Origin of the sequence: Pedobacter terrae (genome assembly GCF_900100705.1) — a bacterium.
Lineage (GTDB): Bacteria > Bacteroidota > Bacteroidia > Sphingobacteriales > Sphingobacteriaceae > Pedobacter > Pedobacter terrae.
Map to the genome: position 1 here is coordinate 1 of NZ_FNCH01000020.1, position 21,381 is coordinate 21,381.

Consider the following 21,381-nt stretch of genomic DNA (forward strand, 5'->3'; position numbering starts at 1 on the left):
AATTTATTATTTTCACAGCAGTAATATTGGTCAACACTAATTTAAGTGAATATTACCTTGCTGCAAAACATTGTTTATCAAAGTTTTGCAGCTTTATTTTTTTTAACCTGCGGATGTTAGGAGCTATCGGATCAAGCTGAGCATGACGACATCGCCAAATTCAATGTTCTTGCTATTGCTGAATCTGTTATTTCGAGACAAGCTCTTCATCGGCTGAAAAAGCCTTCTCGCAATAACGATTCGAGAATAAAAAAAATTACTATTCAGCGTCTTCGTCTGTTATTAATCTAATCGAATCATCAGAAAGTACAATTAAACGTTCTTTATACAATGAGCCAATCGTTTTTTTGAATGCGCTTTTACTGATCTGGAAGCGAAGGTAAATCTCTTCCGGAGAACTTTTGTCGCCCAGTTCAATCACACCGCCATTTTTTTTAAGTTCTTTCAATATCATCTCTTTTGAATCGAGGATATGGCCATAACCACTAGGTTGCAGGGTTAAATCAATTTTGCCCTCCACACGGATTTTTTTGATCCAGCCTTTACGCATCTCGCCCGGTTGGATATTATCGAAAACCTCATTATTGTAAAGTAAACCAATGTAGGTATTGTTGATGATGGCATTGTAACCAAGATCGGTTTCTTCGGTAATTAATAAACTCACTTCATCACCCTCTTCAAAATCGAAACCATCTTCTTCAACAAAATCGTACAATTTAGATGAAGCCAAAAGACGGTCGTTATTTTCATCTAAATAAAGGTAAACTACATATTTGTAGCCCTTTTGCATGGGTCTTTTTTGTTCGCGGGTAGGTACGTATACATCTTTATCGATGCCCAGATCCATAAAAACGCCGTCATCACCATCAGAAACCACTTTTAAGAAAGCAAAATCACCTACTTCGGCATATGCTTTTTGAGTAGTTCCGGTTAAGCGACCATCTTTTTGTACAAATACAAAAACATTAATGTTATCGCCAATTTCTACTCCGTTCGGAACGTATTGGTAGGGCAGTATGACCAGTTTATCTCCGTCGGTTAAGTTTAATCCAGCTTCTGTTTTGCTTAAAATCCTTAACTCGTTGTATTTTCCTATTTCAATCATTTGTTTTTGGGTTTAACCATTTTCTCCAATGGCTTTTATTGCAAAGGTAGCAATGTTAGTGGTAAATAGGTTTAAATTATAAGCAACCAGCTTAGTTAGTTTATAAATATCTCTCTTCTTTAATATCTTCTTACAAACGATATCAATTAATTCGGCTAAATTTGGAACCTACAAATTAAGGTATCTTCATTGATATGAAAAAAACCAAAGAAGCCAAAAAGCCAGGTATTTTCAGTTTACTTGGAAATTATAAGGGCTTAGTATTTATGCTGATCCTGTTTGCGTTGCTCAGTAACGGCATCAACTTACTTTTACCCAAGATTATTGCCAGTGGTATCGATTCCTACACCAATAAAACTTTCAACCTTCAATCTATTCTGCTTCAGTTTTCGCTGGCCATAGTATTGGTTTTCATCTTTACCTATTTACAAAGCATTGTGCAAACCTATGCTTCTGAACGGGTGGCCAGAGATTTGAGGACAAAGTTATCTGATCAGATTTCGCGGCAGAGTCATGCTTATGTTATTCAGGCTAATCCCTCAAAACTGCTCACCAACCTTACTGCTGATGCCGATTCGATTAAAATGTTTGTTTCGCAGGCTATCGTTTCCATTTGCTCGTCTATTTTTTTAATTGTTGGGGCAAGTATTTTCCTGCTGATGATCAATTGGAAACTGGCACTTTGTGTAATTGCCATCGTACCGATTATTGGCGGGGCATTTTTCTATGTGCTAAGCAAGGTTAGGGTGCTTTTTAAAAAGAGCAGGGAAGTAATCGATTGGCTTAATAAGGTCATTAGCGAAAGTATTTTGGGCTCAGCTTTAATCCGCATCATTAATTCGCAGATGCTGGAATACAACAAGTTCTTAGATGCAAATGCCAAAGCCAGAGATTTGGGGATCTCCATACTGAGGATGTTTGCCGCCTTGATTCCGGTTATCGTTTTTACAGCCAATTTGTCCAGTTTATGCATTTTGGTACTCGGTGGTCATTTTGTAATCACCAATTCGATGACTTTGGGGGAGTTTACCGCTTTTAACAGTTACCTCACGCTCATCATATTTCCTATTTTGGTAATTGGTTTTATGAGTAATGTTATTGCACAGGCCACAGCATCTTACCAAAGGATAGAAAGCGTGCTCGATGCTGCGGAGATTAGCCATCCTGGAACGTTAAGCACTTCCTTAAAAGGCGATGTGGAGGCAAAAGACATCAGTTTAAGTTTTGGCCAAAAACCAGTTTTGAAATCAATTTCTTTTTCTGCTAAGGCAGGCTCAAAAACGGCAATTATTGGTCCTACGGCTGCCGGTAAAACTCAGCTGCTTTATATTTTAACAGGTTTGATTGATGCTGATGCCGGATCTGTATTGTTTGATGGGGAAGACATTAAACAATATAAGCAAAAAGATTTCCATAAACAGGTTGGCTTTGTATTTCAGGACAGTATTATGTTTAACATGAGCATCAGGGAAAATATTGCTTTTAGTGATACGGTTACAGATGAATCGCTGGCTAAAGCAATTGCTACGGCTGAACTTAAGGACTTTGTGGAGGCTTTGCCAGATCAACTTAATACGATTGTTTCAGAACGGGGAAATAGCCTTTCTGGCGGGCAAAAACAAAGGATTATGCTGGCCCGGGCTTTAGCGGTGAATCCGAGGATTTTATTACTCGATGATTTTACGGCCCGTGTTGATACCAATACAGAGCAAAGGATTTTAGAAAATATTCAACAAAATTATCCAGGTTTAACTTTACTTTCCATCACTCAAAAAATAGCTTCTGTTGAACATTACGATAAAGTGATCTTGCTGATGCAAGGCGAAATTATTGCAGAAGGAACCCATCAGGAATTGTTAAAAAGCAGTCCTGAATATGTTCAGATTTACAATTCACAACAGAGCACCAGTAATTATGAACTACAATCTTAACCAGCTTAGCACCGGGCAGGAAAAGCAATCTACTTATAAAGCGCTGAAAAGCCTGCTAAAACTGATTTCCGGAGAGCATAAAAACCTTTGGCTGGCACTGATCGCCATTTTGGTCAACTCAGGATTATTGCTTTTGGGTCCGTTACTGGTAGGCCATACGGTTGATACCTATATCCGTACCAAACAATTTCATGGCGTACTTATTTTTGGCGGTATCCTGTTGGTGATGTACATGATTGCGATGGTTACAGGCTATACCCAAACGCGGTTAATGGGCGGGGTAGGTCAGCGAATGTTATACACCTTACGCAATGCCATTTTTAATAAATTACAGGAATTGCCCGTTTCTTTTTTTAATCAGAACAAAGCGGGAGACCTGATTTCGAGGGTAAATAACGATACAGACAAACTGAATCAGTTTTTTTCGCAATCCTTAATGCAGTTTATCGGTAGTATTGTAACCATGATCGGTGCTGGTATTTTCCTGCTTTCCATAAACCTCGAATTGGGTGCCGCTACGCTTGCGCCTGCTGTGGTTATTGTACTTTTTACCGTGGCTTTATCGCCCTGGGTAAAAAGAAAAAACGCTAAAAATTTAAAAAGCGTTGGCGGAATGAGCGCCGAAATACAGGAAAGTCTGAACAACTTTAAGGTCATTATCGCCTTTAACCGCAGGGATTATTTTAGGAAACGGTTTAACGAAGCCAATACCAAAAATTATAAAACAGCTATCGGTGCAGGTTTAGCCAACAATATTTTTGTGCCTGTTTATGGACTATTATCCAGCATTGCGCAATTAATTACCCTGTTATTTGGTATTTATTTAATTTCTAAAGGCAATTTTACCTTGGGTTTATTGGTGAGTTATATTTCTTATACCACCAATTTTTATAACCCATTAAGGCAACTGGCCGCACTATGGACCAGTTTTCAGGTGGCTATGGCCAGCTGGGATAGGATTTCGCAGATTTTATCTTTGGAAAGCAATTTGAAACAAATATCATTAAATGAAACGGCGACTTCAAGTGCGCTGATGGAATTTAAAAACGTGCATTTTTCTTATGATGATAGCAAGGAAATTCTGCATAACATTAACTTAAGGTTCGAAAAAGGTAAAACTTATGCTTTAATTGGCCCAACCGGTGGTGGAAAAACAACAACAGCTTCACTTATCTCCCGTTTATATGATCCTACCAAAGGAACTGTTTTATTAAACGGGAAGGATATCAGGTCGTTTTCTGCAGCAGAAAGAACACAAAAAATAGGATTTATCCTGCAAGAGCCTTTTTTGTTTACCGGAACCGTAAAGGAGAATATTTTATATGGCAACAGTCAGTATGCAACGGTTACAGACGCTGAACTGGAAAAAATAATTGAAGAAGCCAACCTGAATGCACTCCTGGCCATATTTGATGAAGGATTGAATACGCAGATTACTTCAGGGTCAGACAGTATCAGTTTAGGACAGAAACAGTTGATTGCCTTTATGCGTGCGGTGCTTAGAAATCCTGAATTGTTGATTCTTGATGAAGCGACAGCGAACATTGATACCATTACCGAGCAACTTTTGGGCACTATTTTAAATAAACTTTCGAAAGAAACAACCTTGGTCATTATTGCCCACCGTTTGAATACCATTGAAAATGCCGATGAAATTTATTTTGTAAACGAAGGGGAGGTGCAAAAGGCAGGAACGCTGAACGATGCATTAAATATGTTACTAAAAGGAAAGCGGGTAAGTTGATATCTTTACTTTAGGTTGGTCGGGATTTGCAATCTCGAACTTATGAGTTATGGATTTGCAATCCAGGTAAAAAATTAGATATTCTGGAATGGATGGGAGTGCAAATGCCAACTAACGTTAACTATCATTAATAACAAACACAAATGAAAAAATACTTCTTCTCTCTGGTCTTTTTGGCTTTAAGCATCACCTCTTTTGCACAAAATGATGAACAAAACCTTTTTGTCCAGGATAGTTTAAAATTGATTTCTTCACAGTTTAAGTTTACAGAAGGTGCTTCGGTTGATAAAGCAGGAAACGTTTTTTTTACGGATCAACCTAACGATAAAATCTGGAAATACGATGTTAAGGGTAAACTGAGCCTGTATATGGACAAATCAGGAAGAGCAAATGGTACTTATTTTGATAAAAAGGGAAATTTAATTGTATGTGCAGATGAAAATAACCAAATCTGGTCGATTGATAAAAACAAGAAAATTAAAGTGCTCTTCAGTGATTTTGAGGGTAAAAAAGTAAATGGCCCTAACGATATTTGGTTGGATGCAAGAGGTGGGATATATTTTACCGATCCTTATTATCAACGTGATTACTGGACACGGAAATCGCCTGAAATTCAGGGTCAAAAAGTGTACTATTTACCTAAGGGGAAAAAAGAGGCAATTATTGTTGCAGATGATGTAATTAAACCTAATGGGATTGTAGGTACACCTGATGGTAAATTTTTATATGTGGCCGATATGGAGGCAAATAAAACTTACCGTTATCGTATAGGTGCTGATGCCCAGCTAACTGATAAACAACTTATCCTTAACCAACATTCTGACGGGATGACTTTAGATAACAAAGGAAATATTTATGTAACCGGAAAAGGAGTGAATGTTTACAAGCCAACAGGCGAAAAAATTGCCCATATTGACGTACCTGAACCGTGGTGTGGTAACATTTGTTTTGGCGGAAAAGATAAAAATCTGCTTTTCATTACGGCATCAAAATCATTGTATGTTATGCCAACTCATGCAAAAGGCGTTGAATAATAGTTCTTTAAGCTATATGTAGAGCCTAAAAGGCAATGATGAATTGAGCCGAAAAAAAATCCTGTTCAGTTTATTCAATCCCCCAAAATATAAATCACATTAATTAGTTTTGAAATTCCTACTTATAGGGATAGACGACTATGAAAAAGCCCTCTCAGGATTGAAGGGCTTTTCTATTTTAAGTGCCCCATCCAAAAAAATCTGAGGTTACACTTCTGCATCTTGATGGTGTACTATGGTTACTACTAACCTGAGTTCGATTATTAATATTATCTGTAGGCAGTTTATAACGGCTTTTTTTTTGATTAATCTGCCGTCACTCTGAATTCATTTTACAAGTAGAAATAGTATTTTCAATGGCCTTGTAGCTACTGCGCGGTCTGGGCTTTCCTGTTAAAAAGATGCTGAATAAGTTCAGCCTGACGCATCGGTTAGGATGGAGCATTTATAAAACAGTATTTTAATTTAATAATTATTGAGTTCAGGTTTATAATCAAATTTTTAATGCGTGTAGTTATTGTAACTGCTGTTCGGAATTGCAATTTAGATAGGTTTGCTTATGGGAAAGTGCATTAGGATTCCCGCCTGACGTATGGAGAAGTACTGTTAATGAATGAAAACCTTGGTGTTCCGGCATATGTTAATCATTATACAAATTGTATATGTCCTGTTACAATTAATCTTATTTGGAATAATTTTTTAAATTAGCATATATTAAAAAAAACCTGATAAGCTTATGGAAAATCTAAAAGAAGAAACCAAAATCAAAGCTTTTCTTACCAGGATAAAAGCAGAGTGGCCGGGAGTGGTAGAACGCTTTGAGTTTAAAACAGGCAGTGTAATTTATGTTCATTTAAAAGAAGGTATATCAAGCATGGATTTTCTTGGTAAACTTTCCAGACAGGTAGAACGTTTTGTCGATTTCAGTATGCCTATTATCTTATATCACATTGAAAGTGATGGCATGAATTTAAGGTCGCACCCGATAAATTGGTACTCTTCCATCAAGCAGTAATTTTTTTTTGACGCGCGTAAATATTTTTTTAATACCTTAAACTGTAAATGGCAACCGTAATTTTTACAGTGGTAAATCTTTTTTTACATAATTAGCAATTTTGTTGCTCAGTAATTTTGGTTTTTGGGTTTTAATCCTATTTTTGATTTTTAATTTAAAAACATCCAGTATAATGAAAAACGGAACAGTAAAATTTTTTAACTCAGAAAAAGGCTTTGGTTTTATCAAAGAAGAAAACGGATCTGAGATTTTTGTGCATGCATCAGGCCTGATTGACGAAATCAGAGAAAATGATACAGTTGAATACGAAGTTCAAGAAGGCAAAAAAGGCCTTAATGCAGTAAAAGTAAGAGTTGTTTAATTCTTTCCCAAAAAGATTTAGAGCAGGATTTATTCCTGCTTTTTTTTTGTAAAGATATTTTTTGATCGATCAATCTTAATTGAAGCTGATACTGAACAAAAAGGTTGAAAATTTTCCTGCTCATTTCTAGTTAATTACCCTTCTGATTATTTTTATCCAAAAGCCATATTATTATATTACCAAAGGGATTTTTATTTTTGCCATATTGATATAGTCAGCCGGAAACAAACAAATTAAATTTTTGCAACTCTCTATTTTTTCAATTCAGGAACCTGTTGCCTGTAAGAAACCTCTTGATAAGGGTATTTTTATGGCTGCTGCACAATTTGTAACTGCGCTTAACTTTGCTGATGAATTTGAGCTGTTAAGTCTATCGGCTGTTAACACTCAAGCAGGCACGGCTAAAAAAGGCGGACTCGTGTTTGTACGTAATGGAAAACTTAAAATGCATCCCGAAATTTATGATCATTTAGCGCTGATATCCATATCATCTATCTGTGCAGGGAGTGTTTATATCCATGGCCGGGATAAAATTGCTGCAGAAATTGTAAATCTTCCTTACAGCGATGGCATTTTAAACCTGGCAGGTGCAGAAGAGGATTATATGGCATTTAAACGGTTATGCAGCCCGGTATCACGATTCTTTTTGCTTCATACTAAAAAAGTGCAATGGTCTGCGATCCTATCTGTATTCCGGTTTTTTATGATAGATGGCATTTGGGATGTGGTTAATTTTGTTGCCCAAAGGCTCCAGCAAGCTGATGCTGATGTATTGTCTTGTGCACAACTTTTAGGAAGTATGCTAGAACAAGAATGGTATCCTGTTTTTTATCAGTCACTTCAAGATTTCCATGTCTCGCGTTATCCTTTAAGTAAAGTTGGCTTAACGTTAGAGTTGCCAGAGATGGCTTAAATTATTTTAGATAATTTTCCAGTAAAGCACTTATTTCCTCTCCAACAGGCCTATTGCCCATATTGTTGAGTTTCTGTTGCGAAGAATTGTGTTTTTCGATATAGGTTGCCTCTGTTTTATTAAATTTAAGATAACCCTGTTCAAAATATCGTTCTTCAATTTCCGTAGACGAATCCATTGATCTGAACCATAACTTAATCAACGATCCCGTAATTTTATCATAGTAAAGCCAATGGTAGGTCGCCTCCGCATCAGCATTTTCTGGCAAGCCAAGACGCTGGATTTCCAGGATAGTAGTATCAGAATTTTGGAAAAAGTATAAAATCTTATATTTAGACGACATGCCGCAAAAATAGAACTTAAATTTTGATCACAAAAAACATTTTTGTGGTTTAAGTTTAATATTTGTTGGTTTAAACGAATTCGTCTTTCCCGTGCAGGCGGAATCTTAATGCAAAATAAAGCTCTTGCTAAAGTATTAGGATTCCAAACAAATTACTACTCACAGATTCTAAAAATCAGTCGTCATTTCGACCGCAGTGCCAGCCCGTACAGGCGAGGAGAAATCTTTGAACAATGTTTATTAAATAGTTCAAAGATTTCTTCATTTCGATGCGCTTCAGTCGAAATGACGATTTAACTCAATGTTTCCCGCCTTTAATTACCTTAAATAAATGCAAAACCTGGGGGAATAGGGCATCCATACTTTCTTCTGCACCACTTTTGGAACCTGGGAACGTAAGTACCAATGTTTTTCCGATAAAACCAGCTATACCACGTGAAAGCATAGCATAGGGCATACGTTCTTGCCCATAACGCCTGGCCGTTTCCATAATGCCATCAATATTCCTGTCAATTAAAGGTGCAAGGGCTTCTGGAGTTACATCGCGTGGTGAAAGGCCGGTTCCCCCTGTAAAAATGATCAGATCGTAGCCACTGTTACTTAATTCACTTGCTTTATCTCTGATCATCTTAATTTCATCAGGAACGATTTCATACTTCCTTGTATGAATTTCCCATTGTTCCAATCGAGCAATAATGGCTTTGCCAGAAGTATCCTGGGCTTTATTTTCGAAAATAGAATCTGAACAGACCAAAACAGCTGCTTTTATTTCAGGAAATTTGGCATTTTTAAGGTCAGATTTTCCTCCTGATTTTTTTAACAACCTGATATTTTCTATCTCAACGCCTTTGTCAATTGGTTTTAACATATCATACATGGTTAAAGCAGTAACCGATGCACCGTGCATGGCTTCAACTTCTACCCCTGTTTTGTAAATGGTATGTACTTCAACATTTATGATGATGGATAAACCTACAATTTCATAAGTAATAGCGGTATATTCAATCGGAAGCGGATGACAATCGGGAATAACGTTACTCGTTTTTTTTACACCAAATAAACCCGCCGCACGGGCAAATTCAAATACATCGCCTTTAGGTATTTTGCGCTGTTCAACGGCATCAATGGTTTCCTGTTTCGATACCTTAACAGTAGCGCTTGCAACGGCAATCCTTAAGGTATTGGATTTTTTTGTGATGTTTACCATGTTTAACTATTTTCTTTCCACTGATGGCTTTCGTCTTCAAATATTTCTTTGCCCCATATTGGTAATTCTACTTTTAATCGGTCTACAACTTCACTGCAAGCAGCTATTGCTGGCTTTCGGTGCGCTGAAGAAGTAAAAACGAAGAGGCAGATTTCTCCCGCTTTAACTGTGCCTAAGCTATGGTAAATATGCATGCATTTGAGTGGGTATTTTTCAAAAATTTCTTCTCTGATCTGGTACATTTTTTCAAGGGCAAGTTCCTCATACGCAGTATATGCTATCGCACTAACAAATTTGCCGTTAATTTCATCTTTTCTTACCTGACCCATAAAAATACTATGGCCCCCAATAGCGGTTTTGCTGCTGTGTTTTGCAATGCTATCGGCTATAAAAGCAGGTGCTATGGGGCCGTTAACAAAGATGTTCTTTATATTTTTTTCGCTCATGTTAAGATTTAAGAAAATGATCTCTCCATTTAATGATACCACCTTTTAAACTGTAAATCTTTTTGGCATCACCATATTTTTCCTGCATGGCCTCTGCTGCAGCTACACTTCTAATGCCGTGCTGGCAAATTAGCACCACATGTTTTTGGTAAAATTCTTTACCCATAAAAGCGCCAAACTCCGACATAGGCACTTGCGTAAAGATTTGTTTATCTAATACCGGAACTTCATGTCTTTCGCGTACATCGATTAAAATTGTTGAATCTAACTGCTGAAGTTGCACTAGTTCGGTAGCATCAATTTCAATATAACCTTGCGGTCCTTCGCTCGTGTCCTGATAATCCATATTTAAAAATTCATCAACAGTTTTAGGCAGTATGTAATCGTCTCCGTGACTGATGTTGATGGTATATTGTTCTTGTGTGAGTAAATTATAACTTAATATTTTATTGGTCAGAGGTTGTCCGATTTTAGCGATAAGTTTAATGGTTTCTGCAGCAGCCATGGTGCCTAAAACACCTGGTAATACACCAATAATACCATTTTCTGTACAATTTGGGATTTCACCTTTATGGGGCGGAATGGGAAAGATATCGCGGTAATTGGTGCTGGGCGTTAAATGATCAGGTGTATTGAATATGGCTAACTGACCTTCGAAACCGGATACTGCAACAAATATGAGTGGTTTGTTCAGCAGTGCACAGGCGTCATTAATCAGGTATCTGGATTCAAAATTATCTGTACCATCTAATATGTAATCATATCTGGATAAAATATCGAGGATATTATTTTTCTGTAAACGGATAGGGTGACGAATGATCCCGATCTGGGGGTTCATGTCTTGTAGCCGCTTTGCCGCTACCTCTACTTTTAGCTTTCCAATATCGGCGGTGGTAAAAAGAATCTGTCTGTGTAGATTGGATAATGAAATGGTATCATCATCAACAATACCAATATGGCCGATGCCGGCGGCAGTTAAGTATTGCAATGCCGGACAGCCTAAGCCACCTACACCAATAACAAGAACTTTTGCCCTTAAAAGCTTTTGCTGTGCTTCCTCCCCAAATCCTTTAAGGATAATCTGTCTGTTGTATCGCTCTGCACTCATACTACTTAACCGCCAGAAAATGGCGGCATTATGGCTATTGTGGCCTGGTTTTTAATTTCGGTATTCTGCTGTACAATGTTTTTGTTCAGGGCAAGTTTATATTTCATGCCTTTCAAGGTTGGAAACCGATCTTCGAGGTACCGTTTAAAGGCATCAGTATCTGCAATGCCATCGACTTCAATTTTTTGATGATTGATGAATTCGGCGATTTGGCCAAAACTGATGATTTCGATTTCCATGCTGCTAATTTACCTGTAAGATGCTATTTTATGTAATATGATTGGTTGAAAATTTTCAAACCATTTATATTAACGTATTTATAATTACTTTAATTGCTTAAAGTGATGGTTAAAGGCTTTATTACTCTTGTTCTGCGAGTTCGGATTAAACGTAAATTTATGCAATAGTCTGATCTTTGATGTTATGCGTGTGTGAATAGTAATTTGTACGCCGCTAATGCCAGCACACAGCCCAGTACGTTTTTTAAAACCGTTTGCGGAAATTTTAAGGCGCCAAAGTAAGCACCGCAAATGCCTCCAGCAAAAGCTACCCCAACATAAGCGAGCATATGGCTGTTAAATTCGAAACCTTTAATGAGCTGACCGGCTAAACCAGCAACTGAGTTAACAAAAATAAAGGCTGCACTGATGGCTGCAGTCTGCTTTTGATCTGTCCACTTTAAAAGCAATAGGATAGGGGAAAGGATAATTCCGCCACCGATACCAATCATGCCTGAAAGTAAGCCAATAATGCCTCCAATAGTAAGTGATAAAGGGATGCTAGAGGATTTGAAATTTTTGGGATCGGTGTTTTTAAAAAAGAAAAAACGGATCACCGGGATGAGTAGCAGCAGGCCCAAAATCTTTTTATAAATGGAACTTTCGATTACCATCATCCCCCCCACAAAGGAGAGCGGGATAGAAGCAAGCGCAAAAGGCCAAAAAGTTTTCCATTTAAAATGGCCGCCACGGTAAAACTGGATAAAGGAAGTGGAAGAAACAAACAGATTAAGTAATAACGCCGTAGGCTTCATAATAGTCGGCGAAACGGCAAAAATAGCCATCAGTGCAAGGTAACCACTTGCCCCGCCATGCCCAACCGAAGCGTATAAAAAAGCAACTATAAAAAGTAAACAATAAAACAGAATAAAGCTTTCTTGCATGGTTTAGCCAGGTAAAATTAATACGGTTTGGATGTCGCCTTCTTTAAAGTGTTCTTTTGTTTCATCTAGGCAGATCAGGCAATTGGCTTGTGCAAAGGAACTCAACCGATAAGATTCCTGCGCATGGAGTGGCGTAACCAGTCCGTTTTCATATTTCCCTTTCAGGAAATGCGTTAATCCCAAAGGTTTAGAATAGGTATGTGTAAGCCTGGCCTGCATTTCAATTACACTATTGCTTTGATGAGATAAAGCTTTGATAGCAGGTAATACATAGTTATAGTAGCAACTGAGCACGGATGATGGGTTACCCGGAAGTCCGAATATGAGTTTTCGATCTTTTGTGCCAAAAAACAAAGGTTTGCCAGGTTTCTGTTTTACCTTATGAAAAATCTGTTTGATGCTGCAATGTGAAGCTGCTTCAATTACGAAATCATAATCGCCTACGCTTACGCCTCCTGTAAGCAGTACAACATCGCTGCTTTCTATTGCAGTTTGTAATGCTTTTTTAAGGATTTCGAGATCATCATCGGCTTCATAAACTGCAATCTGCTCAATTCCCTCCTGTTTTAAAGCTGCAGAAAGCGAATAGGAATTCGATTCATACACTTGTCCAAATTCGAGTACTTTGCCAGGTTGTTGCAGTTCTTTTCCTGTTACAATAATCGAAATCTTTGGCACAGGGTAAACACGAACTTCATTAATGCCAATCCCTGCAAGAAAGCCAATAGCAGCAGGACTCAGAAAATCTCCTTTTTCCATTGCCACTGCCCCGGCTTTAATCTCCGAACCCTTATCTCGTACATTTAAACCGGGTTTTAAATTTGGGTCCTGTAAAGTAATTTTTTCATCAATCCTTGTAATTTTTTCCTGCATCACCACAGTATCGGCACCTTCTGGTAAAGGAGCGCCTGTAAATATCCTGCTCGTTTCGCCATTTTGGATGGTAATATTAGTTGCCGTTCCGGCAGCCATTTCACCAATTAAGGAGAGCACCTTTTGGTGATCAGCAAATTTTAATGCATACCCATCCATTGAGGATTGGTTAAATGCCGGGATATCATATTTTGCGTAAACATTGTCTGCAAGAATATGGCCTGATGCTTTTGCCAAGTCAACTGAAATGGGATTTAGGGTTACCAGATGTTGAGAAATGAGGTGTTTTGCTTCGTTAACGCTAATCATGAAAATGTTATCCTCCAATGGTAATCATACTTCTGTTTTGAATGGTTGTCGCGTCAATTTTTTCGAAATCGGCTGCTAACTGTCCGCCCAATGCTTTCTTTTTGCTCCAAATAGCCGATTGAATTAGTGGGAGTACATCTTCGTTTTTCCGTAATGCAGTAAGCAGATCGGTTTCGCTATCCGAAAACAGGCAGTTTTTTAATTTCCCATCCGCAGTCAGGCGCATGCGGTTGCAGGTATCGCAAAAAGGGTTTGTCATGGTGCTGATAATGGCAAACGAACCCTCGTGGCCAGGAATCATGAAACTTTTGGCCGTATCATGTGCTTCTCCTTTAACAGGTAACACCGAAAAATCTTTTGCTATCACTGCCAGTATTTCATCTAATGAAAACATTTTATTGCTCCTCCATTTGTTGCCACTAAAAGGCATAAACTCAATAAATCTGATCTGAATAGGGTTATGTTTGGTCCAACTGATGAAATCGGTGATCTCATTATCATTAAGCCCTTTCATTACCACCATATTTACTTTTACCTTAATTTTATGCTGCAAAAGCAGTTCGATATTGCTGCGTACCTGATGGAAAACATCCCGTCGCGTAATCATAAAAAACTTCTCAGGTTGTAAGGTATCCAAACTGATGTTAATGGTTTGAATGCCTGCTTCTTTTAATACAGGTAGCATTTCTGCAATGCGGGTTCCATTTGTAGTGATAACAAGCTCAACCGGAAGTTTACCCAGCGCCGCAATAATTTGGGCTGCATCCTTTCTTACCAATGGTTCACCACCGGTAAGCCTGATTTTTTTTACGCCATTGGCAACAAAAATTTCTGCCAGTTTAATAATTTCATCGGTTTGCATGAGCCGGGAGGCAGGAGTAAAGTCGTATTCTTCTTCGGGCATGCAATAAAAACAACGAAAATTGCAGTTATCTGTAAGCGATATCCGCAGGTAATCGTGTATTCTTCCAAACGAATCTGCTATCATTCCTGGCTAATTAAATTATTGTAATCCGTTTCTGTATCAATATCAATTCCTCCCCGCTCAAAAACCACTGTCTCCAGATCATGGGGATATTGCTTTAAAATATTTTTTGCACCTTCCGTTCCTTTTAGTGATAAAAGTGCTTTGAAGTAGTCTTTTTTGAAGAGAACAGGCGTTCCTATTGTTCCCTCATAGGCACTGGCAATGATATTTTTGCCTGTTTCTTTTTGCTTTTCAATTAAGTGATTAAAGTTACGCTTTTTTATAAAAATCTGGTCGGCCACAGTGATAATAATACTTTCTATTTCGCTATTGAGTTTGATCATGTTTGAAATTCCGGCCACAATACTTGATGCCATTCCATTTTCCCAGTTTTCATTTATGACGATGTTGACCTGATTATGCTTGTGCAAGGCAGCTATTTCCTGGGCATGTGCACCTAAAACAACAATAACCGGGTTGTAATTTGTTTTTAGCGCTTCATTTATTACCGTCTGCAAGAGCGTTTTTCCTTTATAATCCAAAAGCTGTTTTGGTCTGCCTAAACGTGACGAACTGCCCGCTGCCAATATGATGATACCCGTTTTCAATGTTAATTATATTTTATTCATAATCGTGGATCGGTTTTTTCTTCTCTTTTAAGAAAATTGCCGAAGCGCCTGTAAAAACAGATTTAATCTCCGCGAGGATAGAAATGGCAATTTCTTCCGCAGTTTCTGCACCAATATCCAGCCCTACCGGTCCATGTACCCGTGTTTCGTTTATAGTCGTGGCTAAATCCAGTTCTTCTAGCATTCTGAGCAGCTTTTTTTTAGGTCCTAATGTACCTATATAGGGTGTATTTGTGCCTAAAAGATATTTAAGCAGTTCGAGATCATAATTGTAATTATGGGTCATTAATACAAAAGCGGTTTGCTCATCTATCTGAATTTGAGCTAATACATTCTCCGGTTTGCTGACTAAAACGCTGGTTGCGTTTGCAAAACGTTGCGGTGTGGCATGTGTAGGCCTTCCATCTATTACAGTTACTTCCCAACCCAACAGGTAAGCCATTTCGGCCAGGGGCTGTGCGTCGTTACCTGCACCGGCTATTATTAATGAAATGGGAGGTTTTATAAATTCCAAAAAGGCATCAATTTGTTGATTCTCTTGATTATAAATCTTAAAAGCCGAAGTTTTATTTTCAAAAACTTTTTGAACATCTTTCATTACTTCATCGCTGATTAATTTTGGAATTTTAGAAAGTACAGATTTATTTTTAAAAAGCATCCCAGTACCTAATTGTTGCCTGTTTGTTAACGAAAAAAGTGTTACCAATGCAGCAGTTTCTCTTTTGCTTTTCAAAGCGGTTAAAATAGCAATTGGATTTAACTCATCAGTTGCTATAATGGGTTCGAAAAGAATATGTACTATACCATTACAGCCTAGTTGCACGCCAAATTTAGCATCATCTTCGTCGGTGGTATCGTAAGTAATCAGTTTATTTTCTTGCTGTACTATTGCAGAAAGCGCTTTGCGCAAGGCATCACCTTCCAAGCAACCTCCACTAATGGCACCTGTCAACTGACCATCTTCAGTAACCAGCATCCTGGCACCAGGCCTGCGGTAAGAAGAACCATCTACTTTAACTACCGTTGCAAGAGCTGTGCTTTTTCCCTCTTTAGTCGCCTTTTGGTACGCTTTTATAATATCAGTAATTTCTTTCATTAGGGGGTGATGCAGTAGATGACACAAATTAATGATAATCTATTGCAAATGTTTAAAGGTAAAAAGGAAAGATATATACTTTAAAGTAATGTTATTGGCAAAAAGTTTGGATTTTTTGGTTTTTTTTGGTGCGTTCAGCTGTTGCCATCTAACTGATAAAGTAGATTCCAATGTGGAATTGCAGTAAATCCCCTGGTAAAAGGTAGCAACTCCAATGCTTATTCTCACTGAGAACGGGGTTAAGTGTCAGATAGTATATCTGACACCACTAGAATATAATATCCGTAATTATTGAATCTTAAACTTAAAAAGGCGCTGAATGAAAAATTTCGAGATTGATACAGTGCAAACCAATGCTGTTAAAAAGTTCGGTGATTTCTTTTGTCCAATCTTTTGGCGAATCTACCCGAAGGATTTTATCGCTATCCCACAAATCGATATTCCATTTAATTTCTTTGAAACGGCTGTTCAGCAGTGGTCTGATTACGTTTAACTCGTTATCGGTTGATACATTTGTTTTGAAAACGGCTATCATATAGAAAGTTTTTAGGTTGTTATCAGCTGTAGACGTTTAAGATTAGCAATTACTTTAAATCAGGATGATTTTTTTTAATTTTTGTTGAGCTCACTTAGTTGCAGGGGCGTTTCAAAAAAAATGAATTAATTTGTAAGGATATTTCATCTCTTACGACTAATAATTAAGGCGTATATTTATACAAGACAAAATTAACATGCAAAACGAAGCGGATATGGAATATACAGCTAAGCGCATTCATTCAGACCCGCTAAGCTGGGTAGAAAAATATGCTGATTATCTGTATGGCTTTGCCATGTCGAGAATAAGGGATGAAGACGTAGCCAAAGATTTAGTTCAGGATACCTTTTTGGCAGGTTTGCAGCAATTAGACAGTTTTGAGGGCAATAGTAAAGAGAAAACATGGCTAACCGCTATCCTTAGGAACAAAATTGCCGATTTTTATCGGAAACGATCTGCTATCAGTTTAAGGGATTTAAAGGTAATTGGCGCTGAAGGTGAGCTGAAGGATTTTTTTGATGCTGAATCGGGGCATTGGACCGAAAAAGACTATCCAAGAGCATTTGGTTTGGAAGAGTATAACCCCTTAATAGTGAAAGAACTGGGTAACATATTAGACGGGTGTTTGGCCAAACTTCCCGGATTATGGTGTTCTGTATTTTCGATGAAACACATGGATGATCTGGCATCAGAGCAAATTTGTGCCGAATTAAAGCTCACCCCTGCTAATTTCTGGGTGATTATGCACCGAACAAAACTTAACCTGAGGGCTTGTCTTCAAAAAAACTGGAACTGATATGAAAGGGGCGCTAAGAAATATAATCTATAACTGTAAACAAGCTACTTTTTTGATCGAAAAAAGAATTGCCGGAAAAATTACCGCTGCTGAAACGCTGCAATTGCATATTCACCTGGCAGGCTGTTCGGTATGCAAAATTTATCAGCAACAAAGTATATTAATTAATAAGGTGTTTACAGGAATTGAAAACACTGATTTTAAACTGGATGAAGCTTTTAAGAAAACATTGATTGTGAAAATTAAAAAAGAAATCAATAAAAATTGATTTCCGCTGTAAGGTTAACGCTTTTGATTCGACTAAGCATAAAAATATAAAGACAAAATGAAAAGAATTATCTTATTTACAGCGCTGGCTGTTGTATTATCGTTGCAAACAAAAGCGCAGCAGGGTTTAAAAGAGGGGGATAAAGCACCGATGTTTAGTGGGATGGATCAAAACGGCAAAACAGTGAGTTTGAAAAGTGCACTTAAAGGGCACCGCTCGGTGGTACTGTTTTTTTACCGCGGTCAATGGTGCCCTTATTGTAACAAACACATTAAAGAACTTCAAGATTCGCTAAGCTTATTAACCGGGAAAGACGCTTATGTTATCGGGGTTACACCCGAAACAAAAGAGAACATTGATAAAACCATTAAAAAAACGAATGCCGGTTTCTCAATTCTTCAGGATCAAGACGATGAGATTATGAAAGCCTACCATGTTAACTTTGTGATGGACGAAGCAACCTTTACCAAATACAAGGGCTACGGGATAAATTTAGAAGAAAACAATGGTAATACCCGGCATACCTTACCTGTTCCCGCAACCTACATTATTGATCGTTCTGGCAAAATTAAATATGTGCATTTCGATCCCAATTATCAAAAAAGAGCCTCTGTAAAACTTTTGCTTTCCAAACTTTAGCGCTGTTTAATATAATAGTATTAAAACACCCCGCACTATTTTTCGTGGTACGGGTGTTTTTACTGCAAATCTTCGCTTCGACAAAAGAAAAAAGGCTGAGTGCTATGTAAAACCGAGAGGGATGGCGATAACTTAATGTACCTGTTGTTTACTTTCGTGTAAACTCATCCATTAATTTCATCGTAATTAACGCATCTTCACCGCTGCATGGGTTTTGCCCTTTATTTAAAAAGTAATCAACTACTTTTTCGATCATAGGTTGTTGTACATGTTGTAAAGGCTCAAATGTATATTCGTCAGTTGTTTGGTTGGTTGTGACCGTAATTTTATTGCCAAACATTGGGAAATTAATGTGTCCTTTTGAACCATATATGATGCAAAGATCTGCCTCATCTTGGGGTGCTACAGAGAAACACCAGTTACCGCTGAAAACCACCCCATTTTCGAAAAGGATATTTCCTACAACCAGATCATCTACTTTAGTATTTTCTTGTTGCCTGGTTGCAATGCCAATGGCATTTTTTACGGCGCCGAAATAGTAAGTCATTAAGTCTAGTTGATGCGGCGCCAGATCATGAAATAGACCACCACCAGAAATGGCAGGGTTAATTCGCCAATTACTGGCAGTTTTTGCAATAAGTGAAGGGTTGGGCTGCTGGAGCATTTTTAAGCTGACTAAACGGATATCGCCAATAATATTTGTAGCCAATAGTTCTTTAACTTTTAAGAACATGGGTTGCGCCCGCCGGTAATGGGCTACACATAGCTTCACATTTAATTTATTGGCTACATCAGTCATGCGTTGAGCAGCTTCAGCATCTAACGTCATTGGTTTTTCTACATATACCGGCTTTCCGGCTTTTAAGGCCTCAATGGTGTAAGCTTCATGCTGTAAGGGTGGGGTAGCAATGTAAATGGCGTTCACTTCCGGGTCGTTAATCAATTGAGTGGCATCATCAAACCATTTGGGCACTTGATGCCGTTTGGCATAATCAGCAGCCATGGTACCATCGCGACGCATAACTGCAACAAGTCTGGAATGATTCACTTTATGAAAAGCAGGTCCGCTTTTTACTTCGGTCACATCTCCACAGCCAATAATGCCCCATCTGATTTCTTTCATGATATACTTGATTTACAAGGTTGAATTTAGAAAATATTGTTTGTACTACTCGATGGATAAAGCATTTTATAAAAAAAGGGATTCACTTTGAGGGTGATCCCTAATCAACTAACCAAACAAATCTATTCCGGAAACCACGCCGGAATCAAATTATAAACGGAAAAATCAAGGGATTGTTTTAAAGGATGTATCTATTTTTTTAAAAGAAAAATAAAGGCAATTTTCCAGAAATTTGCCTCTTCTTTTTTTAGCTTTGTATTATGCAAAATCTTTCCCAAAAGCTTCAGATTGATCTCATAGAACTTAAGGCAAAATACGCCTTTATTATGGATGAACTTGAAGTAACATTTGCTGATGCTTACCTACTGAAATTAAAGGCTAAACATCGTTTGGCCGAGCAAATGATGATAGAAATGGAAAGGATACTAAGTAATGGGGCCGGGGCAGACGAGCAATGATCCATGATGGAAATCGGAACTTTTCTTTTTTTGCCGGATTTAAATCTCAGTTGCGCTAGCAAGTAAAAATTGATGTAAAAGAATAATTTAACTATCTTTTTATTAAAGCAGGCGGAATGTTAAACGTGGGTTTTTTATCGGCATCTTTAAAGTCTACTTCCATAAAATAGCGCTTTTGTTTAATGATGTAATGGTCTATAAACCATAGAATATCGGGCAAATTTTCGACCATTGGTGAGCCAGCTATTTCATGGCCCATATCTTGCACATATTGAAAATAATATGGATAGCTGTTTGTTTTGAAAGTGTGCGCAAGGTACTTCGAGCCAAAAAAGCCTCTGTTAAACAATCTCACCTTGTTGTAGGGTACAAGTTTATCGGCTGTGCCGTGAAAAAACATCGTAGGAGCTGGAGGTATGGTATATTTTGGTGCCCCATGATAACTTAATATCGCTCCGGCAAACGAGATTACCCCTTTGTACTGGAAATCTCTAGGCAATTTGGCGGATAATGCCGAGGCATTCCGCTTGTTATAGTCTGCATGTAGTGCTGTAATAGCGCCCGCGCTTGATCCCGATAAGATGATCATGGCCGTATCGATACCGAGTTCTTTTGCATTTTTGATCAGATAAGCTGTTGCATCGAAAACATCTGCTGTAGCAGTATCAATTGCAGCTTTTAAGTTTGAAGTGTTAAATGGGCTGGGAAATTTCTTTCCCTTAAGGCCTAATCGATAATCAACTGAAACTACTTTATAGTGATGTGCGATTAAGGTGTTAAAGTACTGATCAAATAATTTGCTATCTCTGCGCCCCATTACAAAACCGCCACCGAAAATAAAAAGTACTGTTGGCTTAGTTTCTGTTATCGTTCCGCTATAATAAATGTCCAGTTTCAGTGTGCCAGAGTCGGTTTTGGAAAACACTTTAGTGTCTACGTGATATTTTTTATCCTGGAGTACAATTTGCCCTGTTGAAGCTAAAGAGCTGAATAAAAGCACCAGGAAAAGTGTGCTTAGTAGATATAATCTGTAATCAGGCGTCATATTTTTTAAGGAAAGAGTGCATATCAGCTATCTGATCGGCTTTAATTTTTATGCTAATTTATTGCATTTTCAGCTCAAGTGCAATTAGATCTAAACTTTATATAGTCAATTGTAATTACTATATAGCCATGTTAGATGAGCTATTAAAAATCATGAATCCATCTTTTTTAGAACGGCTAAAATTAAAAATAAGTGCCAACAGCAATGTTGATATCGCAGTAAAGATATAATATTGGCGTTTAGTCAGTTTTTTGCGGTACGCATGAGTTATTAT

General features: G+C 37.9%; 24 protein-coding genes. 10 read left to right on the forward strand and 14 right to left on the reverse strand.

Annotated elements, in window-relative coordinates:
* Positions 1–259 precede the first annotated feature (259 nt).
* Entirely contained in the window at positions 260–1,105 is an 846-nt protein-coding gene (locus BLR60_RS19860) for a CvfB family protein (RefSeq protein WP_090503050.1), read from the reverse strand.
* Positions 1,106–1,299: 194 nt separating this feature from the next.
* Between BLR60_RS19860 and BLR60_RS19865 the strand changes: the two genes are divergently transcribed.
* The 6 genes from BLR60_RS19865 (at position 1,300) to BLR60_RS19890 (ending at position 8,103) form a co-directional block, all read left to right on the forward strand.
* A complete protein-coding gene (locus BLR60_RS19865; protein ID WP_090503052.1) occupies positions 1,300–3,036 on the forward strand; it encodes an ABC transporter ATP-binding protein in 1,737 nt (578 codons plus the stop codon).
* Positions 2,981–4,780, forward strand: coding sequence for an ABC transporter ATP-binding protein (locus BLR60_RS19870; RefSeq protein ID WP_244155709.1), 1,800 nt, complete (start codon positions 2,981–2,983; stop codon positions 4,778–4,780). Before BLR60_RS19865 ends, BLR60_RS19870 begins: the two co-directional genes overlap by 56 nt.
* A gap of 143 nt (positions 4,781–4,923) precedes the next feature.
* Positions 4,924–5,814, forward strand: a complete 891-nt coding sequence (locus tag BLR60_RS19875; protein WP_090503056.1) for an SMP-30/gluconolactonase/LRE family protein — start codon at positions 4,924–4,926, stop codon at positions 5,812–5,814.
* Between the two features lie 736 nt (positions 5,815–6,550).
* Complete coding sequence (locus BLR60_RS19880; RefSeq protein WP_090503058.1) at positions 6,551–6,829, forward strand: hypothetical protein; 279 nt, start codon at positions 6,551–6,553, stop codon at positions 6,827–6,829.
* Positions 6,830–7,001: 172 nt separating this feature from the next.
* A complete protein-coding gene (locus tag BLR60_RS19885; protein WP_090503206.1) occupies positions 7,002–7,190 on the forward strand; it encodes a cold-shock protein in 189 nt (62 codons plus the stop codon).
* A 241-nt stretch (positions 7,191–7,431) separates the two neighbouring features.
* Positions 7,432–8,103, forward strand: coding sequence for a hypothetical protein (locus tag BLR60_RS19890; protein WP_090503059.1), 672 nt, complete (start codon positions 7,432–7,434; stop codon positions 8,101–8,103).
* A 1-nt stretch (position 8,104) separates the two neighbouring features.
* Here the strand turns inward: BLR60_RS19890 and BLR60_RS19895 are convergent, their stop codons facing one another.
* The 11 genes from BLR60_RS19895 to BLR60_RS19945 all read right to left on the reverse strand — a co-directional run bounded on the left by BLR60_RS19895 (position 8,105) and on the right by BLR60_RS19945 (position 16,778).
* Positions 8,105–8,446 carry a hypothetical protein gene (locus BLR60_RS19895; RefSeq protein ID WP_090503061.1) on the reverse strand — a complete coding sequence of 114 codons (342 nt, stop codon included), beginning with the start codon at positions 8,444–8,446 and terminating at the stop codon, positions 8,105–8,107.
* A 298-nt stretch (positions 8,447–8,744) separates the two neighbouring features.
* Entirely contained in the window at positions 8,745–9,653 is a 909-nt protein-coding gene (gene moaCB, locus BLR60_RS19900; RefSeq protein WP_090503063.1) for a bifunctional molybdenum cofactor biosynthesis protein MoaC/MoaB, read from the reverse strand.
* A 2-nt stretch (positions 9,654–9,655) separates the two neighbouring features.
* Positions 9,656–10,099: a molybdenum cofactor biosynthesis protein MoaE gene (locus BLR60_RS19905; RefSeq protein WP_090503065.1), complete on the reverse strand. Its 444-nt coding sequence runs from the start codon at positions 10,097–10,099 to the stop codon at positions 9,656–9,658.
* Position 10,100: 1 nt separating this feature from the next.
* The gene (locus BLR60_RS19910; RefSeq protein ID WP_090503067.1) at positions 10,101–11,207 is read right to left on the reverse strand and encodes a ThiF family adenylyltransferase; all 1,107 of its coding nucleotides are present in this window, start codon (positions 11,205–11,207) and stop codon (positions 10,101–10,103) included.
* 5 nt (positions 11,208–11,212) lie between these two features.
* Positions 11,213–11,446 carry a MoaD/ThiS family protein gene (locus tag BLR60_RS19915; RefSeq protein WP_090503069.1) on the reverse strand — a complete coding sequence of 78 codons (234 nt, stop codon included), beginning with the start codon at positions 11,444–11,446 and terminating at the stop codon, positions 11,213–11,215.
* Between the two features lie 182 nt (positions 11,447–11,628).
* Complete coding sequence (locus tag BLR60_RS19920) at positions 11,629–12,369, reverse strand: sulfite exporter TauE/SafE family protein (RefSeq protein WP_090503071.1); 741 nt, start codon at positions 12,367–12,369, stop codon at positions 11,629–11,631.
* Between the two features lie 3 nt (positions 12,370–12,372).
* Complete coding sequence (locus BLR60_RS19925; protein WP_090503073.1) at positions 12,373–13,551, reverse strand: molybdopterin molybdotransferase MoeA; 1,179 nt, start codon at positions 13,549–13,551, stop codon at positions 12,373–12,375.
* 7 nt (positions 13,552–13,558) lie between these two features.
* Entirely contained in the window at positions 13,559–14,539 is a 981-nt protein-coding gene (gene moaA / locus BLR60_RS19930) for a GTP 3',8-cyclase MoaA (RefSeq protein WP_090503075.1), read from the reverse strand.
* Positions 14,536–15,126, reverse strand: coding sequence for a nucleotidyltransferase family protein (locus BLR60_RS19935; RefSeq protein ID WP_090503077.1), 591 nt, complete (start codon positions 15,124–15,126; stop codon positions 14,536–14,538). The genes moaA and BLR60_RS19935 overlap by 4 nt, the downstream gene beginning before the upstream one ends.
* Before the next feature lie 13 nt (positions 15,127–15,139).
* Complete coding sequence (locus BLR60_RS19940) at positions 15,140–16,243, reverse strand: XdhC family protein (protein WP_090503079.1); 1,104 nt, start codon at positions 16,241–16,243, stop codon at positions 15,140–15,142.
* Positions 16,244–16,547: 304 nt separating this feature from the next.
* Complete coding sequence (locus BLR60_RS19945; RefSeq protein WP_090503081.1) at positions 16,548–16,778, reverse strand: hypothetical protein; 231 nt, start codon at positions 16,776–16,778, stop codon at positions 16,548–16,550.
* A gap of 214 nt (positions 16,779–16,992) precedes the next feature.
* Here BLR60_RS19945 and BLR60_RS19950 point away from each other — a divergent pair, with 214 nt between their 5' ends.
* Genes BLR60_RS19950 through BLR60_RS19960 form a run of 3 tightly spaced genes read left to right on the forward strand, consistent with a single transcriptional unit; the run spans position 16,993 to position 18,481 of the window.
* Positions 16,993–17,574: a sigma-70 family RNA polymerase sigma factor gene (locus BLR60_RS19950; protein ID WP_090503209.1), complete on the forward strand. Its 582-nt coding sequence runs from the start codon at positions 16,993–16,995 to the stop codon at positions 17,572–17,574.
* Position 17,575: 1 nt separating this feature from the next.
* Positions 17,576–17,842, forward strand: coding sequence for a zf-HC2 domain-containing protein (locus BLR60_RS19955; RefSeq protein ID WP_090503082.1), 267 nt, complete (start codon positions 17,576–17,578; stop codon positions 17,840–17,842).
* Positions 17,843–17,899: 57 nt separating this feature from the next.
* Positions 17,900–18,481 (forward strand): peroxiredoxin family protein, encoded by a 582-nt coding sequence (locus BLR60_RS19960; protein ID WP_090503083.1) that lies wholly within the window; start codon positions 17,900–17,902, stop codon positions 18,479–18,481.
* A gap of 148 nt (positions 18,482–18,629) precedes the next feature.
* Here the strand turns inward: BLR60_RS19960 and BLR60_RS19965 are convergent, their stop codons facing one another.
* Entirely contained in the window at positions 18,630–19,604 is a 975-nt protein-coding gene (locus BLR60_RS19965; RefSeq protein WP_090503084.1) for a Gfo/Idh/MocA family protein, read from the reverse strand.
* A 260-nt stretch (positions 19,605–19,864) separates the two neighbouring features.
* On the opposite strand from BLR60_RS19965, the gene BLR60_RS19970 reads away from it, so the two are divergent.
* Complete coding sequence (locus BLR60_RS19970; protein ID WP_090503085.1) at positions 19,865–20,062, forward strand: hypothetical protein; 198 nt, start codon at positions 19,865–19,867, stop codon at positions 20,060–20,062.
* 91 nt (positions 20,063–20,153) lie between these two features.
* Here the strand turns inward: BLR60_RS19970 and BLR60_RS19975 are convergent, their stop codons facing one another.
* On the reverse strand, positions 20,154–21,107 hold the full coding sequence (locus tag BLR60_RS19975; RefSeq protein WP_090503086.1) for an alpha/beta hydrolase: 954 nt from the start codon (positions 21,105–21,107) through the stop codon (positions 20,154–20,156).
* Between the last annotated feature and the right edge of the window lie 274 nt (positions 21,108–21,381).